Genomic DNA, 18,589 nt, shown 5'->3' with positions numbered 1-18,589 from the left:
TTTTATAGTTAAGCTCCGCCCGTTCACGAAGTAGATCACAACCGTTATAGCTCCTCTTTTTTGATAGGCTCAGCTTCATCTTTACGGTCTGCAATAATAATCTCATACACGCGCAGGAAAACAATTTTTATAATCATATAAACAGGGAGCGCAATAAGAACTCCGATAATACCGTAGAAGTCTCCACCTATAAGGACAAGGATGACCGTAGTCAGTGGATGAACATCCAATGATTTTCCGTAAATAATCGGTGAGAGTACATTATCCTGGATCTGCTGGGCAATGAAAATTATGACTAGAGACCATATGGCCATCGTCGGTGATTCAATGAAACCTACTATTATTACCGGAATCGCTGCTAAGAATGAACCCACATATGGAATGAAGTTAAGAGGCACTGAAATTACGGCGAGTAACAGGGAGTAAGGCAGTCCGATGATAAGGAATCCTATATATAACATAATACCGAGTACGACATTTAGCACCACACGTGTGACGATGAAGCTGCTTAATGCGCTGTCGATATCTCCAAGCATCTCTTGGCCTTCCTTCCGATATTTTCTCGGAATTAAGCCTTGAAGTTTAGGCGATAGCTTATAGTCATCTTTTAGCATGTAGTACAGAATGATGGGCAAAGTGGCGATTAACACTACAATGCTGGAAACAACGCCAATCAAATTGGACATGGAATTGGTAACCCAGGTAATAGTATCGCTAAGAAATTCTGATAAACGGGCCGCGACGTCAGAATCCCCTTTGAAAAAACGTGACAGTGTCGGATTCTCCCTCAATGCATTGAACTGATCCTGCAAACCTTGCACGAGGTAGGGAGTGTTATCAATAAAGTTCTGAATTTGTTCTTGCAGTGTCGGCCAGACTAGAATCCAGAAGAGAACGAACAAGCCCGCAATCAGAAAATAAATGAGCAGGATGGAGAACGCCCGGTTTAATTTTCTTTTCTCTAGGATTCTTACTAACGGACGCAGCAGGTAGTACATAAACCCTGATAACATCATGGGAACAAGTAATAATTTGAAAATGGCACCTAGTGGCGCGAAGAGAAACATTACTTTGGAGCCTAAGTACAAAATCAGTAAAAAGGCGATAATAGCAAGGCTTGTCCGAAAATACTTCTGTTGTGGCAATAAAAACATCCCCCAAAATTCAAATTTATATCTATGTAGTTTAATAACCCTAATTTACAAGTATTGATTCAAAAGCGGGTAATTCCTTATAGGTAGTTCTTGGCATACCCATATAGAGGTTCTAGTTACAAAGGTTACGCCAAGTAAAAAGATCGCAATATAACAAGGGTATATCACTACTTCGCTGCTTTTTTCGTGGATTATCTTGATTTTCGTTTATGAGATTTTCTAGTGGATAAAGTGAAGATTTCAGGAACTACCTCCTCGCCTCCAGTTTCTTTGGTAACTTGTCTTGCTTTAACAAGAGATAAAAAGGAAAAAATCTCACCTAATGCTACAAGTCCAGCTGCGATGATCTCATAATCCTCAGCGCTAAGTTCTGCGGATTCCACTGGATTAGTGTTATTGGTGGTCCCATTCTTATTAGCATTGCTGTTACCGTTATTTCTCCCACGGTTTCTTCCATTGGCCATTTCTGATCACCCGCTTTTCCCGGTATGTATTATTAATATGTTATAAATGCCGTATATGAGATAGGCAATTGGGATGTAATTTTGCACTGTCTCTTTTTAGCACTTTACATAGGATGAAAACGCTGTTAAAATCATAAACGAGCACAAACGATCAATAACGGTCACATATAATCAATTAACGGTCAAGAAAATTCATAGATGAGCGCAAGGAATTGTACAGGTCGCGCTCTCACATAAAGGAGCGAGCCACGATGATGTTTGAGGAAGAGAGAAAACAAAAAATCGTGCTTTTTGTGGAAAAAAACTCAAGAGCTTCTGTACAGGAGCTAAGTCAGGAAATGGGCGTATCCGAGTCTACTGTGCGCCGTGATCTGAAGGAGCTGGAAGAAGCCAAGCTATTAAAGCGTACTCATGGCGGAGCAGTTTCCTTGCAGAGTGTCAATTTTGAGGCGGCTTATCCTGATAAGGAAGATCATTTATTGGATGAGAAGCAACGGATTGCCCGCAAAGCAGTGGAGATGATTCAGGAGGGTGACGCTATACTGCTTGATGCAGGAACAACAACACTGCAGATTGCCAGAGAGCTGAAGAACTTTTCGAATATCAAAGTCATTACGAACTCGATTATGGCGCTGAATGAGCTGCGGGATTGCCGCAATATCGAAGTCTCAATTACAGGTGGTATGCTTCGCCCGGATACGATGGCTTTTGTTGGACCGATGACAGAACGTTCCTTAGATATGGTGAGAGTGGATAAAACTTTTCTTGCTACTAATGGACTGGATTTGCGGGAAGGCATCACAACCCCGAACATGTTAGAGGCAGCTACAAAACGCAAAATGATCGCAGTCGCCAAGCAAGTTATTCTACTGGCAGATCACAGTAAGCTGGGGCAGGTATCCTTTAGCAAGGTTGCTGATGTGACGGAAATGGATCATTGCATTATAGATTCAGGAGCGTCTGACAAATTCATCCGTGAGATCACGCAATTGGGTGTGGATTTCACGCTGGTATAAATTCTATATAGGATAAGCAATTATGAATTACCGTGTGATCGTTTGGAGAAATTACAGATGCCGTATTTTTGATCGGTAATCTATGGCTTAGAAAACCAACATAATTGAGGGATAATCATGATCTATACTGTAACGCTTAATCCTTCCATTGATTATATCGTGGAAGTGGAAGATTTGAGACTGGGTGACTTGAACCGGATGAAACGTGATTTGAAGCTTCCCGGAGGGAAGGGGATTAACGTATCCCGAGTGCTTAAACAGCTTGGGGTTCAGAATAAGGCTATGGGATTCCTTGGCGGCTTCACCGGCCGATATATTGAGGATTGGTTACACGAAGAATCAATTTCAAGCGATTTCGTGTTTGTTTCTGATGATACGCGGATTAACATCAAGCTCAAGCATGGAGAAGAAACGGAGATTAACGGTGTTGGACCCGCCATTCTTGATCCGGAAGCCGATGCACTATTGCAAAAGCTGGCTGCTCTGAACGCGGAGGATGTAGTGATTTTGTCGGGAAGCGTTCCCCCATCACTGGGTGCAGATTTCTATGACAAGCTTATATCTGTGTGCAAACAGAGTGGAGCGGAATTCGTCATTGACACTACTGGTGCTGCACTTCAAAAAGCGCTGGCTAATCAGCCATTGCTGGTTAAACCGAACCATCATGAGCTTGCAGAGCTATTCGGCGTAACAATAGACACGAGGGAAGAGATTATTACTTATGGACGCAAGCTGCTGGATGCAGGAGCGAAACATGTACTGGTTTCCATGGCGGGTGAAGGGGCTTTGTTCATTACGGAGCAAGGGGTATACCACGCCAACGCACCAAAAGGTAAAGTGAAAAATTCTGTAGGTGCAGGGGATTCCATGATCGCTGGTTTTGTAGGGACACTGTCTTTGACAGGAGACTTGTTGGAGGCGTTCCGTGCAGGCGTTGCCTCGGGCAGTGCAACCGCATTCTCTGATGATTTAGCGGACAGAGAATTCATTGAACAGCTGAGACCGCTGATCCAAATCTCAGAAGTGTAAGCCGACAGCATTCAAAGTACTTAAGGGAGTTGAACATGATGAAAATAACGGATTTAATGATAAAAGAAACTATGATCATGGATCTAAAAGCTACAACTAAGGAAGCTGCAATTGATGAATTGATTGCTAGTCTTGCTGCTAGTGGCCGAATTAATGATCCGATCCTTTTTAAAGAGATGATTCTGAAGCGCGAAGAGCAATCCAGTACTGGGATTGGTGGCGGTATCGCGATGCCGCACGCTAAGACTAAAGCGGTAAATGAAGCGACGGTTGTATTTGCTAAGAGCGCAAAGGGAGTGGAGTTTGAATCCCTTGATGATGAGCCAGCACGTATCTTCTTTATGATTGCCGCTCCAGAAGGAGCAGGCAATGTGCATCTTCGTACACTGGCCTCATTGTCCAGACTACTGATCGATAGCGAGTTCATTGAACAGCTTATGAATACTCAGACTCCGGATGAGGTATCAGCTTTGTTTGATGCCAAGCAGGCGGAAGGCGAAGATAAGGAGAAAGAGAACGAAGCCGCTGAAACTGCCGCAAAGTCAGAGCCTGAACGTGTAATCGTGGGCAACCCGGATTCCCAAGCTTTTGTCGTAGCTGTAACTGCTTGTCCTACAGGCATTGCGCACACTTTTATGGCTGAAGATGCCCTTAAGAAAAAAGCTCTAGAAATGGGAGTTAATATCCGTGTAGAGACGAATGGTTCAGAAGGGGCCAAAAACGTACTCACCCCTGATGAGATTCGGCGTGCAAGCGGTGTAATTGTTGCAGCTGATAAAAAGGTGGAAATGGCCCGTTTTGACGGTAAACCTGTACTGCAAAGACCGGTAAGTGATGGCATCCGTAAGTCGGAAGAGCTTATTCGTAAAGCTATGAATGGGGAAGCGCCGATCTATCACAATGAAGGTCGCGGTGGCAATGACGAAGGGTCTAAAGAGAAATCTGGCAGTATCGGCAGTAAAATATATAAGGACTTAATGAATGGGATCTCCCACATGCTTCCGTTTGTAGTCGGTGGCGGTATACTGCTAGCAATCTCCTTCCTGATTGAACAAGTAGGTGGAGCAGATCACCCGCTGTTCCAGTTACTGCAGACAATCGGTGGCGGAGATGGTGCCTTCCATTTCCTAATCCCAGTCCTTGCTGGATTTATAGCGCTCAGCATTGGTGATCGTCCGGCTCTGATGCCAGGTATGGTTGGGGGTTACATGGCCTTGAATTCCAACGCTGGGTTCCTCGGCGGGCTGGCTGCTGGTTTCTTGGCGGGTTATGTAATTATCGGACTACGTAAAGTATTTGCAGGTCTGCCTAAAACACTTGACGGACTGAAGCCGATCCTGTTATACCCGGTATTCGGGCTTCTAATTACCGGTGGATTGATGTATTACCTGTTCGATCCGGTCTTTAGCTGGATCAATGTAGGACTGATTGATTGGCTTAATGATCTTGGAACTGTTAATGCTGTTATTCTGGGCCTGGTTCTCGGTGGCATGATGGCCATAGATATGGGTGGACCTTTCAATAAAGCTGCTTATACTTTTGCCATCGGTGTATTCACTACCAGTGGTAATACCAACGGCTTCATGATGGCTGCTGTAATGGCCGGGGGGATGGTGCCTCCACTTGCAATAGCACTGGCTTCTACTTTCTTTAAGAATAAATTCACGGAAGAAGAACGTAAATCAGGTTTAACGAACTATGTGCTGGGCTTGTCGTTCATTACGGAAGGGGCCATTCCATTCGCCGCAGCCGATCCGCTTCGTGTCCTAACCTCTTGTATTCTTGGTTCGGCCGTTGCTGGAGGTCTTACACAGCTTTGGAATATCAACGTGCCTGCTCCGCATGGCGGGATCTTTGTAGCTGCCCTTTCAAGCCACGCGCTGTTGTTCCTGTTGGCTGTTCTGATCGGTTCGGTCATCTCCGGATTGATGCTCGGATTATGGAAGAAACCGCTTGAAGCAAAGTAACTTTATAAGTAAATTGAACTGCTGGGTGCCAGAATTTTCATTCTGGTGTCCAGCAGTTTTTGCATGGACTTTAATCTACCCCTTTCCTCGCCCATAGGTAGATTTATCTCCATAAATGAGGTTTAATTTTATATAATTGAAAATATATATAATCAGAAGGAAAAGGAGCGAGCGAGATGATATTACATAAGGGGGAAGTCTTGTTCCGCCAAGGAGACAGCTGTGATTTTTTATTTAAGGTAAAAAGCGGGCTGTTCAAGGTCACAAGACTTCATGAGAATGGGAACATGGTGTTATTTAACATCCTGTATCCTGGTGAGATGGTTCCCCATCATTCACTCATTTCGCCAAAGGAGGCGCATGGAACTGCAGTTGCGATGATGAAGAGCGAGGTGGAGGCAGTTCCATCAGCAGAATGGTATCAACAGCTGCGGGATGATCCTGGTCAAGCGATGGAAATCGCCAGACTGCTTCAGGAGAAGGTACGGTTTATGCAGACACGGCTGGATCATCTTACTGTAGGTACACCTGCAGAACGTATGGAATTGCTAACCCGCTGGTTTAATGACTATTCTCATGGCGCAGCGCTAACAGAGTTATTGACCCAGGAAGAAATAGGGCAATTGATCGGTGTAAGACGTGAAACAATCAACCGTTTGCTGCGGAGTACAGAGTGATTCCTGCTTTTTTCTGGCAAACTGTTTAGAGTAGGGTGGCTCCGTGGTATAATGTAAACAGAACTTATCAAATTAGAGAAAGGATCAGGATACCATGTGTCCCCGAAGGACGATTCCCCAAAGGACGATTTGGAAACGTTATGATCTGTCTTATACTTAGCTTCCCTGTAGAAGGTGCGTAAACCGTTGTTACTTGACGAACCGCCTCTGCGAGGGGAAGGAGTATATATATGCGAAGGAGCAATACCTCCGGTTTTACCCGTCGTAGAGGTTGGTGGGACGTCTAGCCGCCATATACGATAAGGGGAGACCTGTATGAGGAACCACAATTACGGAGTGAATGTACTGCTCCGATTGACAGTCATTTTGTTTGGAACATTTTTGCTTGCATTTACTTATTATCACATCAATTTTCAGAATCATTTGTCAGAGGGCGGATTCGTAGGATTATCGCTGCTTGGCAAATATGTATTAGGAATTTCACCTTCGATTTCAACTCTGCTTCTAGACGTTCCAGTACTCTTGATAGCATGGATGTTCAAAGGGAAAGCGTTCGTGTGCAACACTTTTGTTTCTGTAGGAGCTTTTACAATCTTCTATGGTCTCATGGAACGTTATTCCAGTTTGGTCATCAACTTGCAGGACAATTTGGCATTAGCAGCTCTTTTGTCCGGCGTACTGACAGGTTTAGGAGCGGGAATTATCCTGCGGAGTGGCGGGGCTAGCGGTGGAGACGATATTTTGTCGCTGCTGGTTAGTGAATGGAAGGGAATCAAAGTAGGTACGGTATTCATCATGATGGATGTAATCGTTCTGGCACTATCACTCTTTTATATGCCTGTTAAAGAAACGATGTATACAGTGATGGCTGTAGTCGTAGCTGGCTATGTAATCACTTTTACAACCTCTTTAGGCAAACCAAAGCTAGTGAAGTCGCCAAAGATTCAATCTACTTTGCGTAAACCTCATGATGGTACGGTAATGTGAATAAGGCTGTATAAACAGCTTATTTCGGGGATATACTACATTTAAGGTCAGCCAGAATTTCTGGTTGACTTTTTTTTGTTGGATATGACGTATTTTTAAAGGGTGCAGTCCCTAGGGGCGTTGTTCGGACGTTTCGCTCATAACAAAAGGTGGCGTACAGTGAAAATCCTGTACGCCATCTTTTAGTTAACTTAAGACTCACTTGTGCTCGTCTTTGAATCGTGTAGAGACATTTGCGACCAGCTTGTCTTTTATTTAGCCCACGGTATTCGTGATAGCTTCGCATTCGTCCGAACAATGACCACTGTGCTGTGTTTCACAGTCCTCACAGCAAATATGCTGAAGATGACAAGCATCATTGGCGCAATTGATAAATTGGTCAGCTGGCTGACCGCAGTGATGGCAACGTCCGACAACGATATCCTCGTCGGTATGATTAATCTGTACGGAGATCCGCTCATCGAAGACATAACATTTTCCATCAAACAGTTGGCCCTGTACCTCAGGGTCTTTACCATAAGTCACAATGCCGCCATCCAACTGGTACACCTGCTCAAAGCCTTCCTTCATCATAAACCCGCTTAATTTCTCGCAGCGGATCCCGCCTGTACAGTAGGTCAGGATTGGTTTATCCTTAAGGTCACTCATATTCTCGCGAATCCAGTCCGGGAATTCTTTGAAGCTGTCTACTTCGGGGCGGATGGAGCCGCGGAAATGACCAAGATCGAATTCGTAGCCGGTACGACCATCCAGAATCACCACATCGTCGCGCTGCATCATTTCGTAGAAATCTTTAGGCGCCAGATGCTCTCCGGTAATCACGTTAGGGTCCAGTTCATCCTCGACCCGGAACGTCACGAGTTCCTTTTTATAACGAACGAAGATCTTTTTGAAGGCATGAGCATCAGCCTCATCGATCTTGAAGACGATATCGCTAAACAGAGGGTTTGCGCGCAAATCCTTCATGTATTGCTCGGTTTGGGCAACCGTACCTGATAGTGTTCCGTTAATGCCTTCATCAGAAATAAGAATTCGTCCCTTTACATCAAGCTCTTTGCAGTAAGCCAAATGCTCCTGGGCGAATAGTTCTGCATCCGGCACTTTTACAAATTTATAGTATAGCAGAATTGCATATTCCGATTGTGGATTCATTCATTTCACCTTTATCATTAGAATTAGACTACTAAATAAACATTTAAGTATAAAAAGTATTGTAACATATTATCAAGTATTGACAAGAGATGTGGTACAGTAACCTGAAGAAAGCTGGTATAAATATCATTTTTCAGGGATACCAGGATTAAGGTCAGCCAGAACCTCTGGTTGATTTTTTCTGCAGGATATAGGCGGTTTTCATGGATAGTTATGATTAGCGAAACCGTGAATCGCAACGCACGTATATATTTTCATTCATAAGTCACATGATGACTTTAATTATAAGGAGGAACTGCGGGATGAGTGCTCATGAGATTGATTATGCCATTATGGGTGAGGAAATACAGTGTGTAGAGGTGCAGCTTGACCCAGGAGAGAGTGTAATTGCCGAAGCCGGGAGCTTTATGATGATGGATCAGGAAATAACAATGGAGACGATATTTGGTGACGGCAGCGGAGGCTCGCGTGGAAGTGGCTTGATGGGGAAGCTGATGGGCGCGGGCAAACGTCTGTTGACAGGTGAAAGCTTGTTTATGACTGTCTTCACACACAGTGGTTCTTATGGGCGTAAAAGTGTTACCTTTGCTGCTCCGTACCCAGGCAAAATCATCCCGCTCGACTTGCAGCAATACGGTGGAAAAATCATCTGTCAAAAGGATTCGTTCCTTTGCGCGGCAAAGGGCGTTTCAATCGGTATTGAATTTCAGCGTAAGCTGGGTACTGGCTTTTTTGGTGGGGAAGGTTTTATTATGCAAAAGCTGGAGGGTGATGGACTTTCATTTGTACACTCTGGCGGTTATGTTATGGAACGCACACTTCAACCGGGAGAGACGCTTAAGCTGGACACTGGCTGTCTAGTCGCTATGACGTCTTCGGTGGATTACAATATTGAGTTTGTAAAAGGGGTCAAAACCGCGCTGTTCGGCGGTGAAGGCCTGTTCTTCGCAACGTTGCGCGGACCCGGCAAGGTGTGGGTACAATCGCTGCCATTCAGCCGAATGGCCGATCGCATCCTGTCCGCTGCCGGCAACAGCGGTCGGAAAGAAGAAGGAAGCGTGCTTGGTGGGCTTGGTAATTTGCTGGATGGCAGATAAGTCTGCGTGAGCGCATTGCATAGTGTGGAAGTAGAGGATATATGGAATGTGGAGTGAGCGTGGAATTGCTGAGGATATGAGGCAAAGAGCGAACGAAATGTGGAGTGAGCGTGGAATTGCTGAGCATATGAGGCAAAGAGCGCACGGAATATGGTGAGCGTGGAAAGCATATGAAGCAAAGAGAGTACGAAATATGGAGTGAGCGTGGAAATGCTGAACATATGAAGCAAAGAGCTTACGAAATGTGGAGTGAGCGTGGAAAGCATATGAAGCAAAGAGCGTACGAAATATGGAGTGAGCGTGGAATTGCTGAACATATGTAGCAAAGAGCGTACGAAATGTGGAGTGAGCGTGGAAATGCTGAACATATGTAGCAAAGAGCGTACGAAATATGGAGTGAGCGTGGAAATACTGAGCATATGAGGCAAAGAGCGTACGAAATGTGGAACAAAGAGCGTACGAAATATGGAGCATATGAGGTATACAACATTACAAGAGGACGCATCGTTTCAGCGGTGGTGCTTTTAGGGGGGAACAAGGGCAGAAATGCCCTTGTTTTGCTGTAAAGGTTTAGTATCGCGCGAAAGAAGGGCGAAAGTACCTTTGATTTGCTCGAATGAGCTAGTGTGACGCGAAAGAAGGGTAAAAGTGCCTTTGATTTACTCGATACTGCCAAATGAACGGTATAAATCCCGTAGAATGGAGCCGACGGAGCACATATAGCCAAATGAACGGTATAAATCCCGTAGAATAGAGCCGATCGAGCGTATACGGTCAAATGAACTGCACAAATCCCGTAGAATGGAGCTGACGGAGCACCATAGCCAAATGAACGGTATAAATCCCGTAGAATAGAGCCGATCGAGCGTATACGGTCAGATGAGCGGTATATATCCCGCAGAATAGAGGCGATCGAGCACCTATAGCCAAATGTACGGTATAAAGAATAGAGCCAATCGAGCGTATACAGCCAAATGTACGGTATATATCCCGCAGAATGAAGCGTATGGAGCAGTTGCGACCAAATGAGCGGCACAAATCCCGTAGAATGGAGCTGACGGAGCACCTATAGCCAAATGAACGGTATAAATCCCGTAGAATGGAGCCGATGGAGCGTATACGGTCAGATGTACGGTATAAATCCCGTAGAATGGAGCCGATGGAGCGTATACGGTCAGATGTACGGTATAAATCCCGTAGAATGGAACCGACGGAGCACATTAAGCCAAATGTACGGTATAAATCCCGTAGAATGGAGCCGACGGAGCACATATAGCCAAATGTACGGTATAAATCCCGTAGAATGGAGCCGTTGGAGCACATATAGCCAAATGTACGGTATAAATCCCGTAGAATGGAGCCGACGGAGCACATATAGCCAAATGAACGGTATAAATCCCGTAGAATGGAGCCGACGGAGCACATATAGCCAAATGTACGGTATAAATCCCGTAGAATAGAGCCGATCGAGCGTATACGGTCAAATGTACGGTATAAATCCCGTAGAATGGAGCGGATGGAGTAGTTGCGGCCAAAGGAGCGGTATAATCCCGTAGTATAGAGCCGATCGAGCGTATACATCTCTATAAGCGCTATATATCCACAGATAAGTTACTTCAACAAGCAATAAGTTACTTATGTTCGATGGGATATCACCGTTCGGCGTCTGCAATATCAACTCTAAATTGTCCTCCACTACCGTTATCGCTGCCACCGCTATCTATGCTGCCACCGCTGCCACCACCACTACTGTATTCTTAAACCAATTTATAGTTTGTTAAAGCCGTAATGGGCTATGCTCATTTACGGTTTTTTATGTTTTTGTAAGTAATGGTTGGCCGAAGTAGATGACCACTCAGGTAGGATTGGGATAGTTTAATTAATAACTATATAATACCAGTTCATGAGTAGCTGGTTCAGGTATGATGTGTTCAACACTAAATCGTACTTTGGAGGAATGTATATTGGTAATGGACGTGGAATTTGGCAAGGAAATTGGGAATGCTATTAGTTGGGCTAAAGAGCGGATGGGGTCGCAGGAGTATCCGCTGCGTTGTCTTGCTTTTGTTGAAGATGCATATGAAAGAAGCAATGGGATCGAAATGTGGGGAGGCAGCGATGCACGTGAATCCGCTGAGCTGTACGATGCGCACAAGAACACCGGGGCTCCGCCAGCTGGCGCGTTTGTTTTTTATGCTTGCTCAGGTTTGGTGGACGGTGAGCTTAAGGATTGGGGGCATGTAGCTTTGGCCCTTGGGAATGGCGAGGCCATTCATGCCTGGGATAAAGTAAGGATAGATCACTACATGGAAATTTGCCATCTGCAAGCTGCTCCAGGCTGGAGCCAACCAGAACTTATCGGCTGGGCACCTGTAGAGCGAGTTCTTGCCGGGATTCAGAAGAAACAATGGGACTAGTTGATATCCTCAAACCTAACTTATCCAAGAACCTAGAAGGTGCCGTAAATAGGTGCTTCATGGGTTCTTTTTTCTTCCTTCTGATTTGACTAACCCTATGCACGGTGTATATATTATTTGGCAGACCCCCTTATATTGTTAAGGCTGGACCGGAGGTATGATATGTTTAAAATATTTATTATAGAAGATGACCGTGGACTTGTGGCTTTGCTGCAGGATTATTTACATAAGTTTGGATATGAAACGCAGGCGGTGAGTGATTTTGAGCGGGTCCGCACTCAGTTTGAAGCGTTCACGCCACATCTGGTGCTTCTTGATGTTAATTTACCAAAATACGATGGTTATTATTGGTGCCGCCAAATTCGCGGAATTTCAACCTGCCCTATTCTTTTTATATCTGCCCGCGATGGCAAAATGGACCAAGTAATGGCGCTGGAAAATGGAGCCGACGATTATATCACTAAGCCTTTTGATTACGAAATCGCGATGGCCAAAATCAAAAGTCAGCTGCGGCGCGCCTACGGCACCTATGCCGGAGGGAATAATGAACGCACACTGAACGTTGCGGGAATGACGCTGGATGTAGAGCGGCTAATCCTTACCCGAGGCGAAGCTAAAGTGGACTTAAGCCACACGGAAGCCAAAATACTAGATGAGCTGATGCAAAAGTCCGGAGTCATCGTTACCCGGGACAGGCTGCTCGAAAAAATCTGGGATGATCAAGCCTTCGTGGATGAAAATACATTAAATGTATATGTTACCCGTGTACGCAAAAAACTTGCTGCTCTCGCTATCACAGATGGACTACAAACCGTGCGCGGTCAAGGCTACCGTTTGATTCCGAATTGGGGGGATGAGGAATGAAGTTGTTTTTAAGGGAACAGTTCCCCCTGATCGTGGTTTATCTAGCCCAGCTAGTCCTGATCACATTAGTGTATCGGCTGGATGGAGGCAGCGGTCTGAATGTAAGTTTATATGCCGCGCTGCTCAGCACTTGTCTACTGATTGGCTACCTCGCTTACCGTTATGTCACCAATCGCACGTTCTACGAACGTTTGGAGACAACGCCCTCCTCTCTCGATGAGGCAGGTGGCCCTGCACAGGATTCTCCGCTAGCCGTAAGCTTGCGAGGTTTACTGGGGTCGCAATTCCGCCTCTACAAAAATGATTTGCACAGCTACCGCCACAAATTAGAAGAACATATTCACTTTATTAATCAATGGGTACATGGCATGAAGACGCCGTTGTCTGTCATTCATCTGATCATTCAGGATAAGGATGGCCCTCCTTTTACGGCAATTGGTGATGAACTGGATCGTCTGAAAAAAGGACTGGATACCGTGCTTTATACGGCCCGTCTGGATACTTTTGAACACGATTTCTATGTGGAACGGCTGAATTTGGAGACCATCGTACGTGGTGTGACCTCTGAGCAGAAGCGGCTTTTTATTCGAAAAAGAGTTTTTCCAGCTATACAAATAGATGAGCAGATTACCGTAACTACGGATGAAAAATGGCTCACTTTTGTCCTTACGCAGCTGATTACGAACGCTGTACGTTATACGACTGAAGAGGGCAAACATGTTTTTTTTCAAGGGATGGTCACGGAAGATAAGCAGACTGTGCTTGAGATCCGGGATGAAGGAGTGGGCATACCAGCAGGAGATCTGCCGCGCGTGTTCGATGCATATTTTACCGGGGTGAATGGACGAACCTTCCAGGAATCTACGGGGATGGGTTTATATCTCGTGAAGCAGATCTGCGGCAAGCTTGGACATGAGGTGAGTATCCGTTCCGAAGAAGGAAGCGGGACCACCGTGCGGATTGTATTTAGGGAGCAGCATATAACAAACCTTACAAATGTGTAAGGGCATTGTAAGTTTCAGAAATAGCAGCCCATGTGTACACTTTGTATAATGAAGGCAATCCAGTCGAAAGAAGGAGAGGTAACACTTGCCCATTCTAGATGTTCATAATTTATCAAAAATATATGAGGGTAAAGTGTCCACTCAGGCGCTGAATCATATCCGCTTTTCTGTAGAAAAGGGGGAGTTCGTTGGCATAATGGGCCCATCAGGGAGCGGGAAAACAACGCTGCTCAACACGATTGCCACCATCGACCAACCGACCTCCGGTCAGATTCTGATCAACGGCCGAGATCCTAATCTGCTTAGCAGAAAAGAAAAGGCACTTTTTCGCCGTCATGAGCTAGGCTTCGTCTTTCAGCATTTTAATCTACTGGATACGCTCACTGTAGAGGAGAACATCGTATTACCTTTAACGCTTGCAGGTGCCCGTGTCCCAGAGATGGAGAGCAGGCTAAAAGAGGTCACTACCTTGCTTGGTATCGAACATTTACTGAAGAAGCGCACGTATGAGGTCTCAGGCGGACAAATGCAGCGGGCGGCTATCGCCCGGGCGATGATTCATCGTCCAGCGTTAATTTTGGCGGATGAGCCCACAGGCAATCTGGATTCCAAAGCCTCAGGGGAAGTCATGAATATGTTGACAGAGGTGAATAAGGAAGAAGGAGCTACGGTGCTGATGGTCACGCATGACGCAGTGGCTGCAAGCTTTTGCAACCGGGTCATCTTTATTAAAGACGGACGTTTCTATAGTGAAATGTACAAAGGCAGTAATAGAGGCGCTTTCTTCCAAAGTATTATTGATATGTTGTCTCTGCTTGGGGGAACCAGCCATGACCTTTCGGCAATTCGCTTATAGGAATGTAACACGTAATAAACGCAAATATGCCGCTTATTTTGTCGTCAGTGCTTTTTCGGTGATGATCTTTTTCGTGTGCGCTTTGTTTATTTACCATCCGGATATTTCAAAGAGCTTAATTTATAGTACGGCGGCTCATACGATGATGGTGGCAGAGGCAATTATTTATGTCTTTTGTTCTTTGTTCGTGCTCGTATCCGTTGGATCCTTCCTGCAGTCGCGGAAGATGGAGTTCGGAATTTTATTGATGCATGGAATGACGAAGAGACAGCTAAACACCATGGTTTTTCTGGAAAATATGATGATCGGCACCTCTGCCATCCTGACGGGTACCCTTCTCGGGTTACTTCTGGGCAAATTATTTCTGATGATCGGATCCACTTTTTTGGGAATTCCCCTGTTAACCTTTCATCTCCCATGGCAGGCACTTGTGCTTACGATCTGCAGCTTCGTGTTATTGTTTTTTCTGATATCGCTTTGCACCTTTGTTTTTATCGGCAATGAGTCACTGATGCGTCTGTTTCAGGGAGAGCGTAAGGCAGAAGAAGAACCCAAAGTATCCTTTGTATTATCTATTATTACTGCTGTATTGCTGATTAGTGGTTATTATTTGGCGGCTACTGCAAAAGCTGCTTCCGTAGAGAAAGTCATGTTTCCGGTCGTTGCAATTACGGTTATCGGGACGTATCTCTTTTATACCCAGCTAAGTATTTGTGTGGTTAAGCTGCTTAAGGACATTCGGCGCTTGTATTGGCATCGTACGAATATCATCACTTTATCGGGCTTGTCCTACCGCTGGAAAGAGAATGGCCGAATGTTTTTTATGGTGACGATTGTATCCGCAGTCTCCTTCACTTCAGTAGGGGTATTTGCATCGATACATACACTTTCCAGAGAGCTGAAATTGGATTATCCTGCAGCAGTGGGTTATGTAGCTAAAGGAAATCAGGCGGATGAACCCTTTGATCAGCATCTGAACGAAATTAAGGAAGAGCTCAAGACGCACGGACTCCCTTATGAAGCGCTTAGTATCCCGATTAAATATGCTGAGGTCGAAGCTCAGACTGGACCCGATCGCACTTTACGCCTTCCCTTGATTGCTTTTAGTGATTATAATCTCGCCCTGCAGCGTGCAGGTTTCACAACGGCTGAGCGTGCTCTGGTGGGCAACGAAGGTCTGGTGATGATTGGTTCACAGCGGGATCGCAGTTTAACAGAAGGCAGAGTAAAAGCGGTCTATTCCTTGCAGCAAGGACTTGCCATTAAAGAAATAGGTTATACCGCGCAAGTCCCCATTGCTGAATATTTATTGCCGGAGCTGGATGGTAGAGATGGCGGGGATTTTAGTGGTGTCGTGATCAGTGATGAGCTCTACAGCGCTATTGATCCCGTGCAGACGGATCTTTATACAGGTTTTTATGTAGAGGATTTTCCACAGACGGTAGGTATCGCAGATGATCTTGCCCATAAAGGCAAACAGTCCTATGAAAGTGATTCTCCGTATGCGATTGTGATCAGCGGCACGCTGTTTGAGCTTCAGAAAACATTGTATAACACAATGCTTTTTGCTTCATTGCTGGTGGGTACTGTCTTTTTTATCGCGGCAGGCAGCTTTCTTTACTTCCGGTTATATACCGATCTTGATCATGATCGCAATCAATATTCCACTTTGTCCAAGATGGGGCTTACGGATAAAGAACTCAATCGAATAGTCACAATTCAGCTCGCTCTATTGTTTTTTGTGCCGGTCGGAATAGCTATTTTACACAGTGTGTTTGCCTTTATTGCGCTTCAACGGTTGTTCTACTTATCTATCGCAACGGAGACAGGCGCGGTGTTACTCGGATATTTGGCTGTTCAAGGACTATACTTCTTTTTTATTCGCAGCCGCTATTTACGCAACCTGAAGAAGAACTTGATATGAGAAATGGGGGTAACAAGAATGCAAGCATGGATTACAGATTTTATGGAGCAGTTTGGTTACTTCGGTATTTTTCTGATGCTGGCCTTTGAAAATATATTTCCACCAATTCCTTCAGAAGTGATCCTGCCCTTTGGAGGATTTATGACCACTACGACGAGCTTAACGATCCCTGGTGTAATCATTGCTGCCACTGCTGGATCACTACTGGGTGCAGTAATTCTCTATTATATTGGCCGATTATTGGATGTGAGCCGGTTAGAGAAACTGGTTGAACGCTGGGGGGGCCTAATTCGCGTCACTAAAAAAGATATCCACAAGGCTGACGCCTGGTTTGATAAATATGGCTATTGGACTGTATTGTTTTGTCGGATGGTTCCTCTGGTCCGCAGTCTGATTTCGATTCCGGCGGGAATGTCAGGTATGAAATTTGGAGTATTTATGATCTTCACAACGATTGGCACATTGGGATGGAATTTGCTGCTTGTGCTTATTGGCGCGGCTTTGGGCGAATCCTGGGAAGACATTGCCATGTACATGGATGTGTACTCCAATGTGGTCTATGTACTAATTGCTGGCGGATTAGTTATTCTTGGGTTTCTGTACTTCCGCAAACGCAGCCGGAGAATGAACACTGAGGGCTAAGCGGGTGGAGGACTGATAATAGAAATGACTATTAAAAAGGAGGGAAACACATGGAGCTATTAACGATTATTAAAGCCATTATTTTGGGGCTTGTTGAAGGTTTAACCGAATTTGCTCCAGTATCCTCCACGGGTCATATGATTATTGTTGATGATATGTGGCTGAAATCACAGGAGTTATTTGGACAATATACGGCAAATACCTTCAAAATAGTTATTCAACTGGGTTCTATATTAGCGGTTGTTGTGATTTTTAGAAATCGATTCATTGATCTGTTGGGCTTAAGGCGTTTCAGCCGTAAGCAGTTGGATCCTGTAACAGAGAAGCTACCGCAGTTAGAGCAGGGCGGGCACCTCAAGCTGACACAGGTTCTGGTAGGGTTAGTGCCTGCAGGTGTGTTAGGTGTTCTGTTTAATGATTATATTGATGAGCATTTATTCTCTACCTCAACGGTGTTAATTGGTCTAGTGATCGGGGCTATATTAATGATTATTGCGGATCTGTTTGGGCCGAAGAAGATCAGAACTGAGAGTGTAGATCAGATTACATACAAACAGGCACTTGGTGTAGGTCTTGTACAGTGTTTTTCGTTATGGCCTGGATTTTCACGCTCGGGCTCGACGATTTCTGGTGGCGTAATCCTCGGGATGAGCCATCGTGCCGCTGCTGATTTTACGTTTATTATGGCAGTACCCATCATGGCAGGTGCCAGTCTGTTGTCACTGATGAAGAACTGGCAATATTTCACCATGGACGCGCTGCCGTTTTTTATTGCAGGCTTTATTAGTGCCTTCCTATTTGCGCTGTTATCGATGCGTTTCTTCTTAAAACTGATCAATCGTATCAAGCTCTTACCGTTTGCTATATACCGTATAATTCTTGCTGCTGTAGTATATTTCGTATTTTTCTAAGTCCGTTATAAGGAATCGATATAACAGAAGCCCCAGTAATCTATTGCAGATTGCTGGGGCTTTCACGTATGATGACATCAGATTAAGACACTCAAATGATGAATGATATCGGAGACAGGTGCTGACCGGAAAATAGTAATTCGGTAGGCTTAATAGGGAAATTCGGTTCGAAGCCGATGCGGTCCCGCCACTGTAACGGAAGAATCTCGAGCAACAGAGGTCACTGGCAATTTACTACTGCTGGGAAGACTGCTCAAGATGTTGACGCCGCTAGCCAGGAGACCTGCCTGTTTCAACAGCACTGCTTCACCTACGGAAGATAGGGAGGTGTTAGACGTTAACCATGGGTATATCATGGGCGTCTTTCCCTTTGACTTTTTTAGGGAAGGGCGCTCTTTTTTATAGGAAAGCAAGTAGTTTTGGAGTTT

General features: G+C 45.0%; 19 protein-coding genes and 1 riboswitch. Of the genes, 15 read left to right on the top strand and 4 right to left on the bottom strand.

Going from position 1 to position 18,589, the window contains the following annotated elements; all coding sequences use genetic code 11:
• Positions 1 to 44: 44 nt before the first annotated feature.
• On the bottom strand, positions 45 to 1,154 hold the full coding sequence (locus tag NSQ66_RS21780) for an AI-2E family transporter (RefSeq protein ID WP_036683003.1): 1,110 nt from the start codon (positions 1,152 to 1,154) through the stop codon (positions 45 to 47).
• Positions 1,155 to 1,345: 191 nt separating this feature from the next.
• Complete coding sequence (locus NSQ66_RS21775; RefSeq protein ID WP_036683002.1) at positions 1,346 to 1,618, bottom strand: hypothetical protein; 273 nt, start codon at positions 1,616 to 1,618, stop codon at positions 1,346 to 1,348.
• 251 nt (positions 1,619 to 1,869) lie between these two features.
• Between NSQ66_RS21775 and NSQ66_RS21770 the strand changes: the two genes are divergently transcribed.
• The 5 genes from NSQ66_RS21770 to NSQ66_RS21750 all read left to right on the top strand — a co-directional run bounded on the left by NSQ66_RS21770 (position 1,870) and on the right by NSQ66_RS21750 (position 7,294).
• Positions 1,870 to 2,634, top strand: coding sequence for a DeoR/GlpR family DNA-binding transcription regulator (locus NSQ66_RS21770; protein WP_305953507.1), 765 nt, complete (start codon positions 1,870 to 1,872; stop codon positions 2,632 to 2,634).
• Positions 2,635 to 2,751: 117 nt separating this feature from the next.
• Positions 2,752 to 3,663 (top strand): 1-phosphofructokinase, encoded by a 912-nt coding sequence (gene pfkB, locus NSQ66_RS21765; protein ID WP_339279386.1) that lies wholly within the window; start codon positions 2,752 to 2,754, stop codon positions 3,661 to 3,663.
• A gap of 38 nt (positions 3,664 to 3,701) precedes the next feature.
• Positions 3,702 to 5,630 (top strand): fructose-specific PTS transporter subunit EIIC, encoded by a 1,929-nt coding sequence (locus tag NSQ66_RS21760; RefSeq protein ID WP_339279738.1) that lies wholly within the window; start codon positions 3,702 to 3,704, stop codon positions 5,628 to 5,630.
• Between the two features lie 176 nt (positions 5,631 to 5,806).
• A complete protein-coding gene (locus NSQ66_RS21755; protein ID WP_036682996.1) occupies positions 5,807 to 6,307 on the top strand; it encodes a Crp/Fnr family transcriptional regulator in 501 nt (166 codons plus the stop codon).
• A gap of 315 nt (positions 6,308 to 6,622) precedes the next feature.
• Positions 6,623 to 7,294 (top strand): YitT family protein, encoded by a 672-nt coding sequence (locus tag NSQ66_RS21750; protein WP_339279385.1) that lies wholly within the window; start codon positions 6,623 to 6,625, stop codon positions 7,292 to 7,294.
• 255 nt (positions 7,295 to 7,549) lie between these two features.
• Here NSQ66_RS21750 and NSQ66_RS21745 read toward each other — a convergent pair whose 3' ends face one another.
• Entirely contained in the window at positions 7,550 to 8,446 is an 897-nt protein-coding gene (locus NSQ66_RS21745) for a rhodanese-related sulfurtransferase (RefSeq protein WP_036682991.1), read from the bottom strand.
• Between the two features lie 302 nt (positions 8,447 to 8,748).
• Here NSQ66_RS21745 and NSQ66_RS21740 point away from each other — a divergent pair, with 302 nt between their 5' ends.
• The 3 genes from NSQ66_RS21740 to NSQ66_RS21730 all read left to right on the top strand — a co-directional run bounded on the left by NSQ66_RS21740 (position 8,749) and on the right by NSQ66_RS21730 (position 10,109).
• Entirely contained in the window at positions 8,749 to 9,543 is a 795-nt protein-coding gene (locus NSQ66_RS21740; RefSeq protein WP_038572584.1) for a TIGR00266 family protein, read from the top strand.
• 170 nt (positions 9,544 to 9,713) lie between these two features.
• Entirely contained in the window at positions 9,714 to 9,866 is a 153-nt protein-coding gene (locus NSQ66_RS21735) for a hypothetical protein (protein WP_339279383.1), read from the top strand.
• 117 nt (positions 9,867 to 9,983) lie between these two features.
• Complete coding sequence (locus NSQ66_RS21730) at positions 9,984 to 10,109, top strand: hypothetical protein (protein WP_339279381.1); 126 nt, start codon at positions 9,984 to 9,986, stop codon at positions 10,107 to 10,109.
• 208 nt (positions 10,110 to 10,317) lie between these two features.
• Here NSQ66_RS21730 and NSQ66_RS21725 read toward each other — a convergent pair whose 3' ends face one another.
• Positions 10,318 to 11,124: a hypothetical protein gene (locus NSQ66_RS21725; protein WP_339279380.1), complete on the bottom strand. Its 807-nt coding sequence runs from the start codon at positions 11,122 to 11,124 to the stop codon at positions 10,318 to 10,320.
• A 389-nt stretch (positions 11,125 to 11,513) separates the two neighbouring features.
• Between NSQ66_RS21725 and NSQ66_RS21720 the strand changes: the two genes are divergently transcribed.
• The 7 genes from NSQ66_RS21720 to NSQ66_RS21690 all read left to right on the top strand — a co-directional run bounded on the left by NSQ66_RS21720 (position 11,514) and on the right by NSQ66_RS21690 (position 18,161).
• Positions 11,514 to 11,960 carry an NlpC/P60 family protein gene (locus tag NSQ66_RS21720; protein WP_076141647.1) on the top strand — a complete coding sequence of 149 codons (447 nt, stop codon included), beginning with the start codon at positions 11,514 to 11,516 and terminating at the stop codon, positions 11,958 to 11,960.
• Positions 11,961 to 12,122: 162 nt separating this feature from the next.
• Entirely contained in the window at positions 12,123 to 12,824 is a 702-nt protein-coding gene (locus NSQ66_RS21715) for a response regulator transcription factor (protein ID WP_038572574.1), read from the top strand.
• The gene (locus NSQ66_RS21710; protein WP_036682982.1) at positions 12,821 to 13,828 is read left to right on the top strand and encodes a sensor histidine kinase; all 1,008 of its coding nucleotides are present in this window, start codon (positions 12,821 to 12,823) and stop codon (positions 13,826 to 13,828) included. Before NSQ66_RS21715 ends, NSQ66_RS21710 begins: the two co-directional genes overlap by 4 nt.
• Before the next feature lie 85 nt (positions 13,829 to 13,913).
• Positions 13,914 to 14,684 carry an ABC transporter ATP-binding protein gene (locus NSQ66_RS21705; RefSeq protein WP_036682980.1) on the top strand — a complete coding sequence of 257 codons (771 nt, stop codon included), beginning with the start codon at positions 13,914 to 13,916 and terminating at the stop codon, positions 14,682 to 14,684.
• Positions 14,659 to 16,608: an FtsX-like permease family protein gene (locus NSQ66_RS21700; RefSeq protein ID WP_076098617.1), complete on the top strand. Its 1,950-nt coding sequence runs from the start codon at positions 14,659 to 14,661 to the stop codon at positions 16,606 to 16,608. Before NSQ66_RS21705 ends, NSQ66_RS21700 begins: the two co-directional genes overlap by 26 nt.
• 18 nt (positions 16,609 to 16,626) lie before the next feature.
• Entirely contained in the window at positions 16,627 to 17,250 is a 624-nt protein-coding gene (locus tag NSQ66_RS21695) for a DedA family protein (RefSeq protein ID WP_036682974.1), read from the top strand.
• A gap of 50 nt (positions 17,251 to 17,300) precedes the next feature.
• On the top strand, positions 17,301 to 18,161 hold the full coding sequence (locus tag NSQ66_RS21690; RefSeq protein WP_036682972.1) for an undecaprenyl-diphosphate phosphatase: 861 nt from the start codon (positions 17,301 to 17,303) through the stop codon (positions 18,159 to 18,161).
• 99 nt (positions 18,162 to 18,260) lie between these two features.
• Positions 18,261 to 18,467, top strand: a riboswitch (cobalamin riboswitch).
• The last annotated feature ends 122 nt before the right edge of the window (positions 18,468 to 18,589 follow it).

It is taken from the genome of Paenibacillus sp. FSL H3-0329 (genome assembly GCF_037963285.1).
GTDB lineage: Bacteria > Bacillota > Bacilli > Paenibacillales > Paenibacillaceae > Paenibacillus_AQ > Paenibacillus_AQ odorifer.
Note: the sequence above shows the minus strand (reverse complement) of the source record. Positions and strands in the feature narration are given on the sequence as shown.

Coding starts and splice junctions, on each gene's coding strand:
- NSQ66_RS21780 (WP_036683003.1), bottom strand. CDS start 1,154: ATGTTTTTATTGCCACAACAGAAGTATTTTCGGACAAGCCTTGCTATT.
- NSQ66_RS21775 (WP_036683002.1), bottom strand. CDS start 1,618: ATGGCCAATGGAAGAAACCGTGGGAGAAATAACGGTAACAGCAATGCT.
- NSQ66_RS21770 (WP_305953507.1), top strand. CDS start 1,870: ATGATGTTTGAGGAAGAGAGAAAACAAAAAATCGTGCTTTTTGTGGAA.
- pfkB (WP_339279386.1), top strand. CDS start 2,752: ATGATCTATACTGTAACGCTTAATCCTTCCATTGATTATATCGTGGAA.
- NSQ66_RS21760 (WP_339279738.1), top strand. CDS start 3,702: ATGAAAATAACGGATTTAATGATAAAAGAAACTATGATCATGGATCTA.
- NSQ66_RS21755 (WP_036682996.1), top strand. CDS start 5,807: ATGATATTACATAAGGGGGAAGTCTTGTTCCGCCAAGGAGACAGCTGT.
- NSQ66_RS21750 (WP_339279385.1), top strand. CDS start 6,623: ATGAGGAACCACAATTACGGAGTGAATGTACTGCTCCGATTGACAGTC.
- NSQ66_RS21745 (WP_036682991.1), bottom strand. CDS start 8,446: ATGAATCCACAATCGGAATATGCAATTCTGCTATACTATAAATTTGTA.
- NSQ66_RS21740 (WP_038572584.1), top strand. CDS start 8,749: ATGAGTGCTCATGAGATTGATTATGCCATTATGGGTGAGGAAATACAG.
- NSQ66_RS21735 (WP_339279383.1), top strand. CDS start 9,714: ATGAAGCAAAGAGAGTACGAAATATGGAGTGAGCGTGGAAATGCTGAA.
- NSQ66_RS21730 (WP_339279381.1), top strand. CDS start 9,984: ATGTGGAACAAAGAGCGTACGAAATATGGAGCATATGAGGTATACAAC.
- NSQ66_RS21725 (WP_339279380.1), bottom strand. CDS start 11,124: ATGTATACGCTCGATCGGCTCTATACTACGGGATTATACCGCTCCTTT.
- NSQ66_RS21720 (WP_076141647.1), top strand. CDS start 11,514: ATGGACGTGGAATTTGGCAAGGAAATTGGGAATGCTATTAGTTGGGCT.
- NSQ66_RS21715 (WP_038572574.1), top strand. CDS start 12,123: ATGTTTAAAATATTTATTATAGAAGATGACCGTGGACTTGTGGCTTTG.
- NSQ66_RS21710 (WP_036682982.1), top strand. CDS start 12,821: ATGAAGTTGTTTTTAAGGGAACAGTTCCCCCTGATCGTGGTTTATCTA.
- NSQ66_RS21700 (WP_076098617.1), top strand. CDS start 14,659: ATGACCTTTCGGCAATTCGCTTATAGGAATGTAACACGTAATAAACGC.
- NSQ66_RS21695 (WP_036682974.1), top strand. CDS start 16,627: ATGCAAGCATGGATTACAGATTTTATGGAGCAGTTTGGTTACTTCGGT.
- NSQ66_RS21690 (WP_036682972.1), top strand. CDS start 17,301: ATGGAGCTATTAACGATTATTAAAGCCATTATTTTGGGGCTTGTTGAA.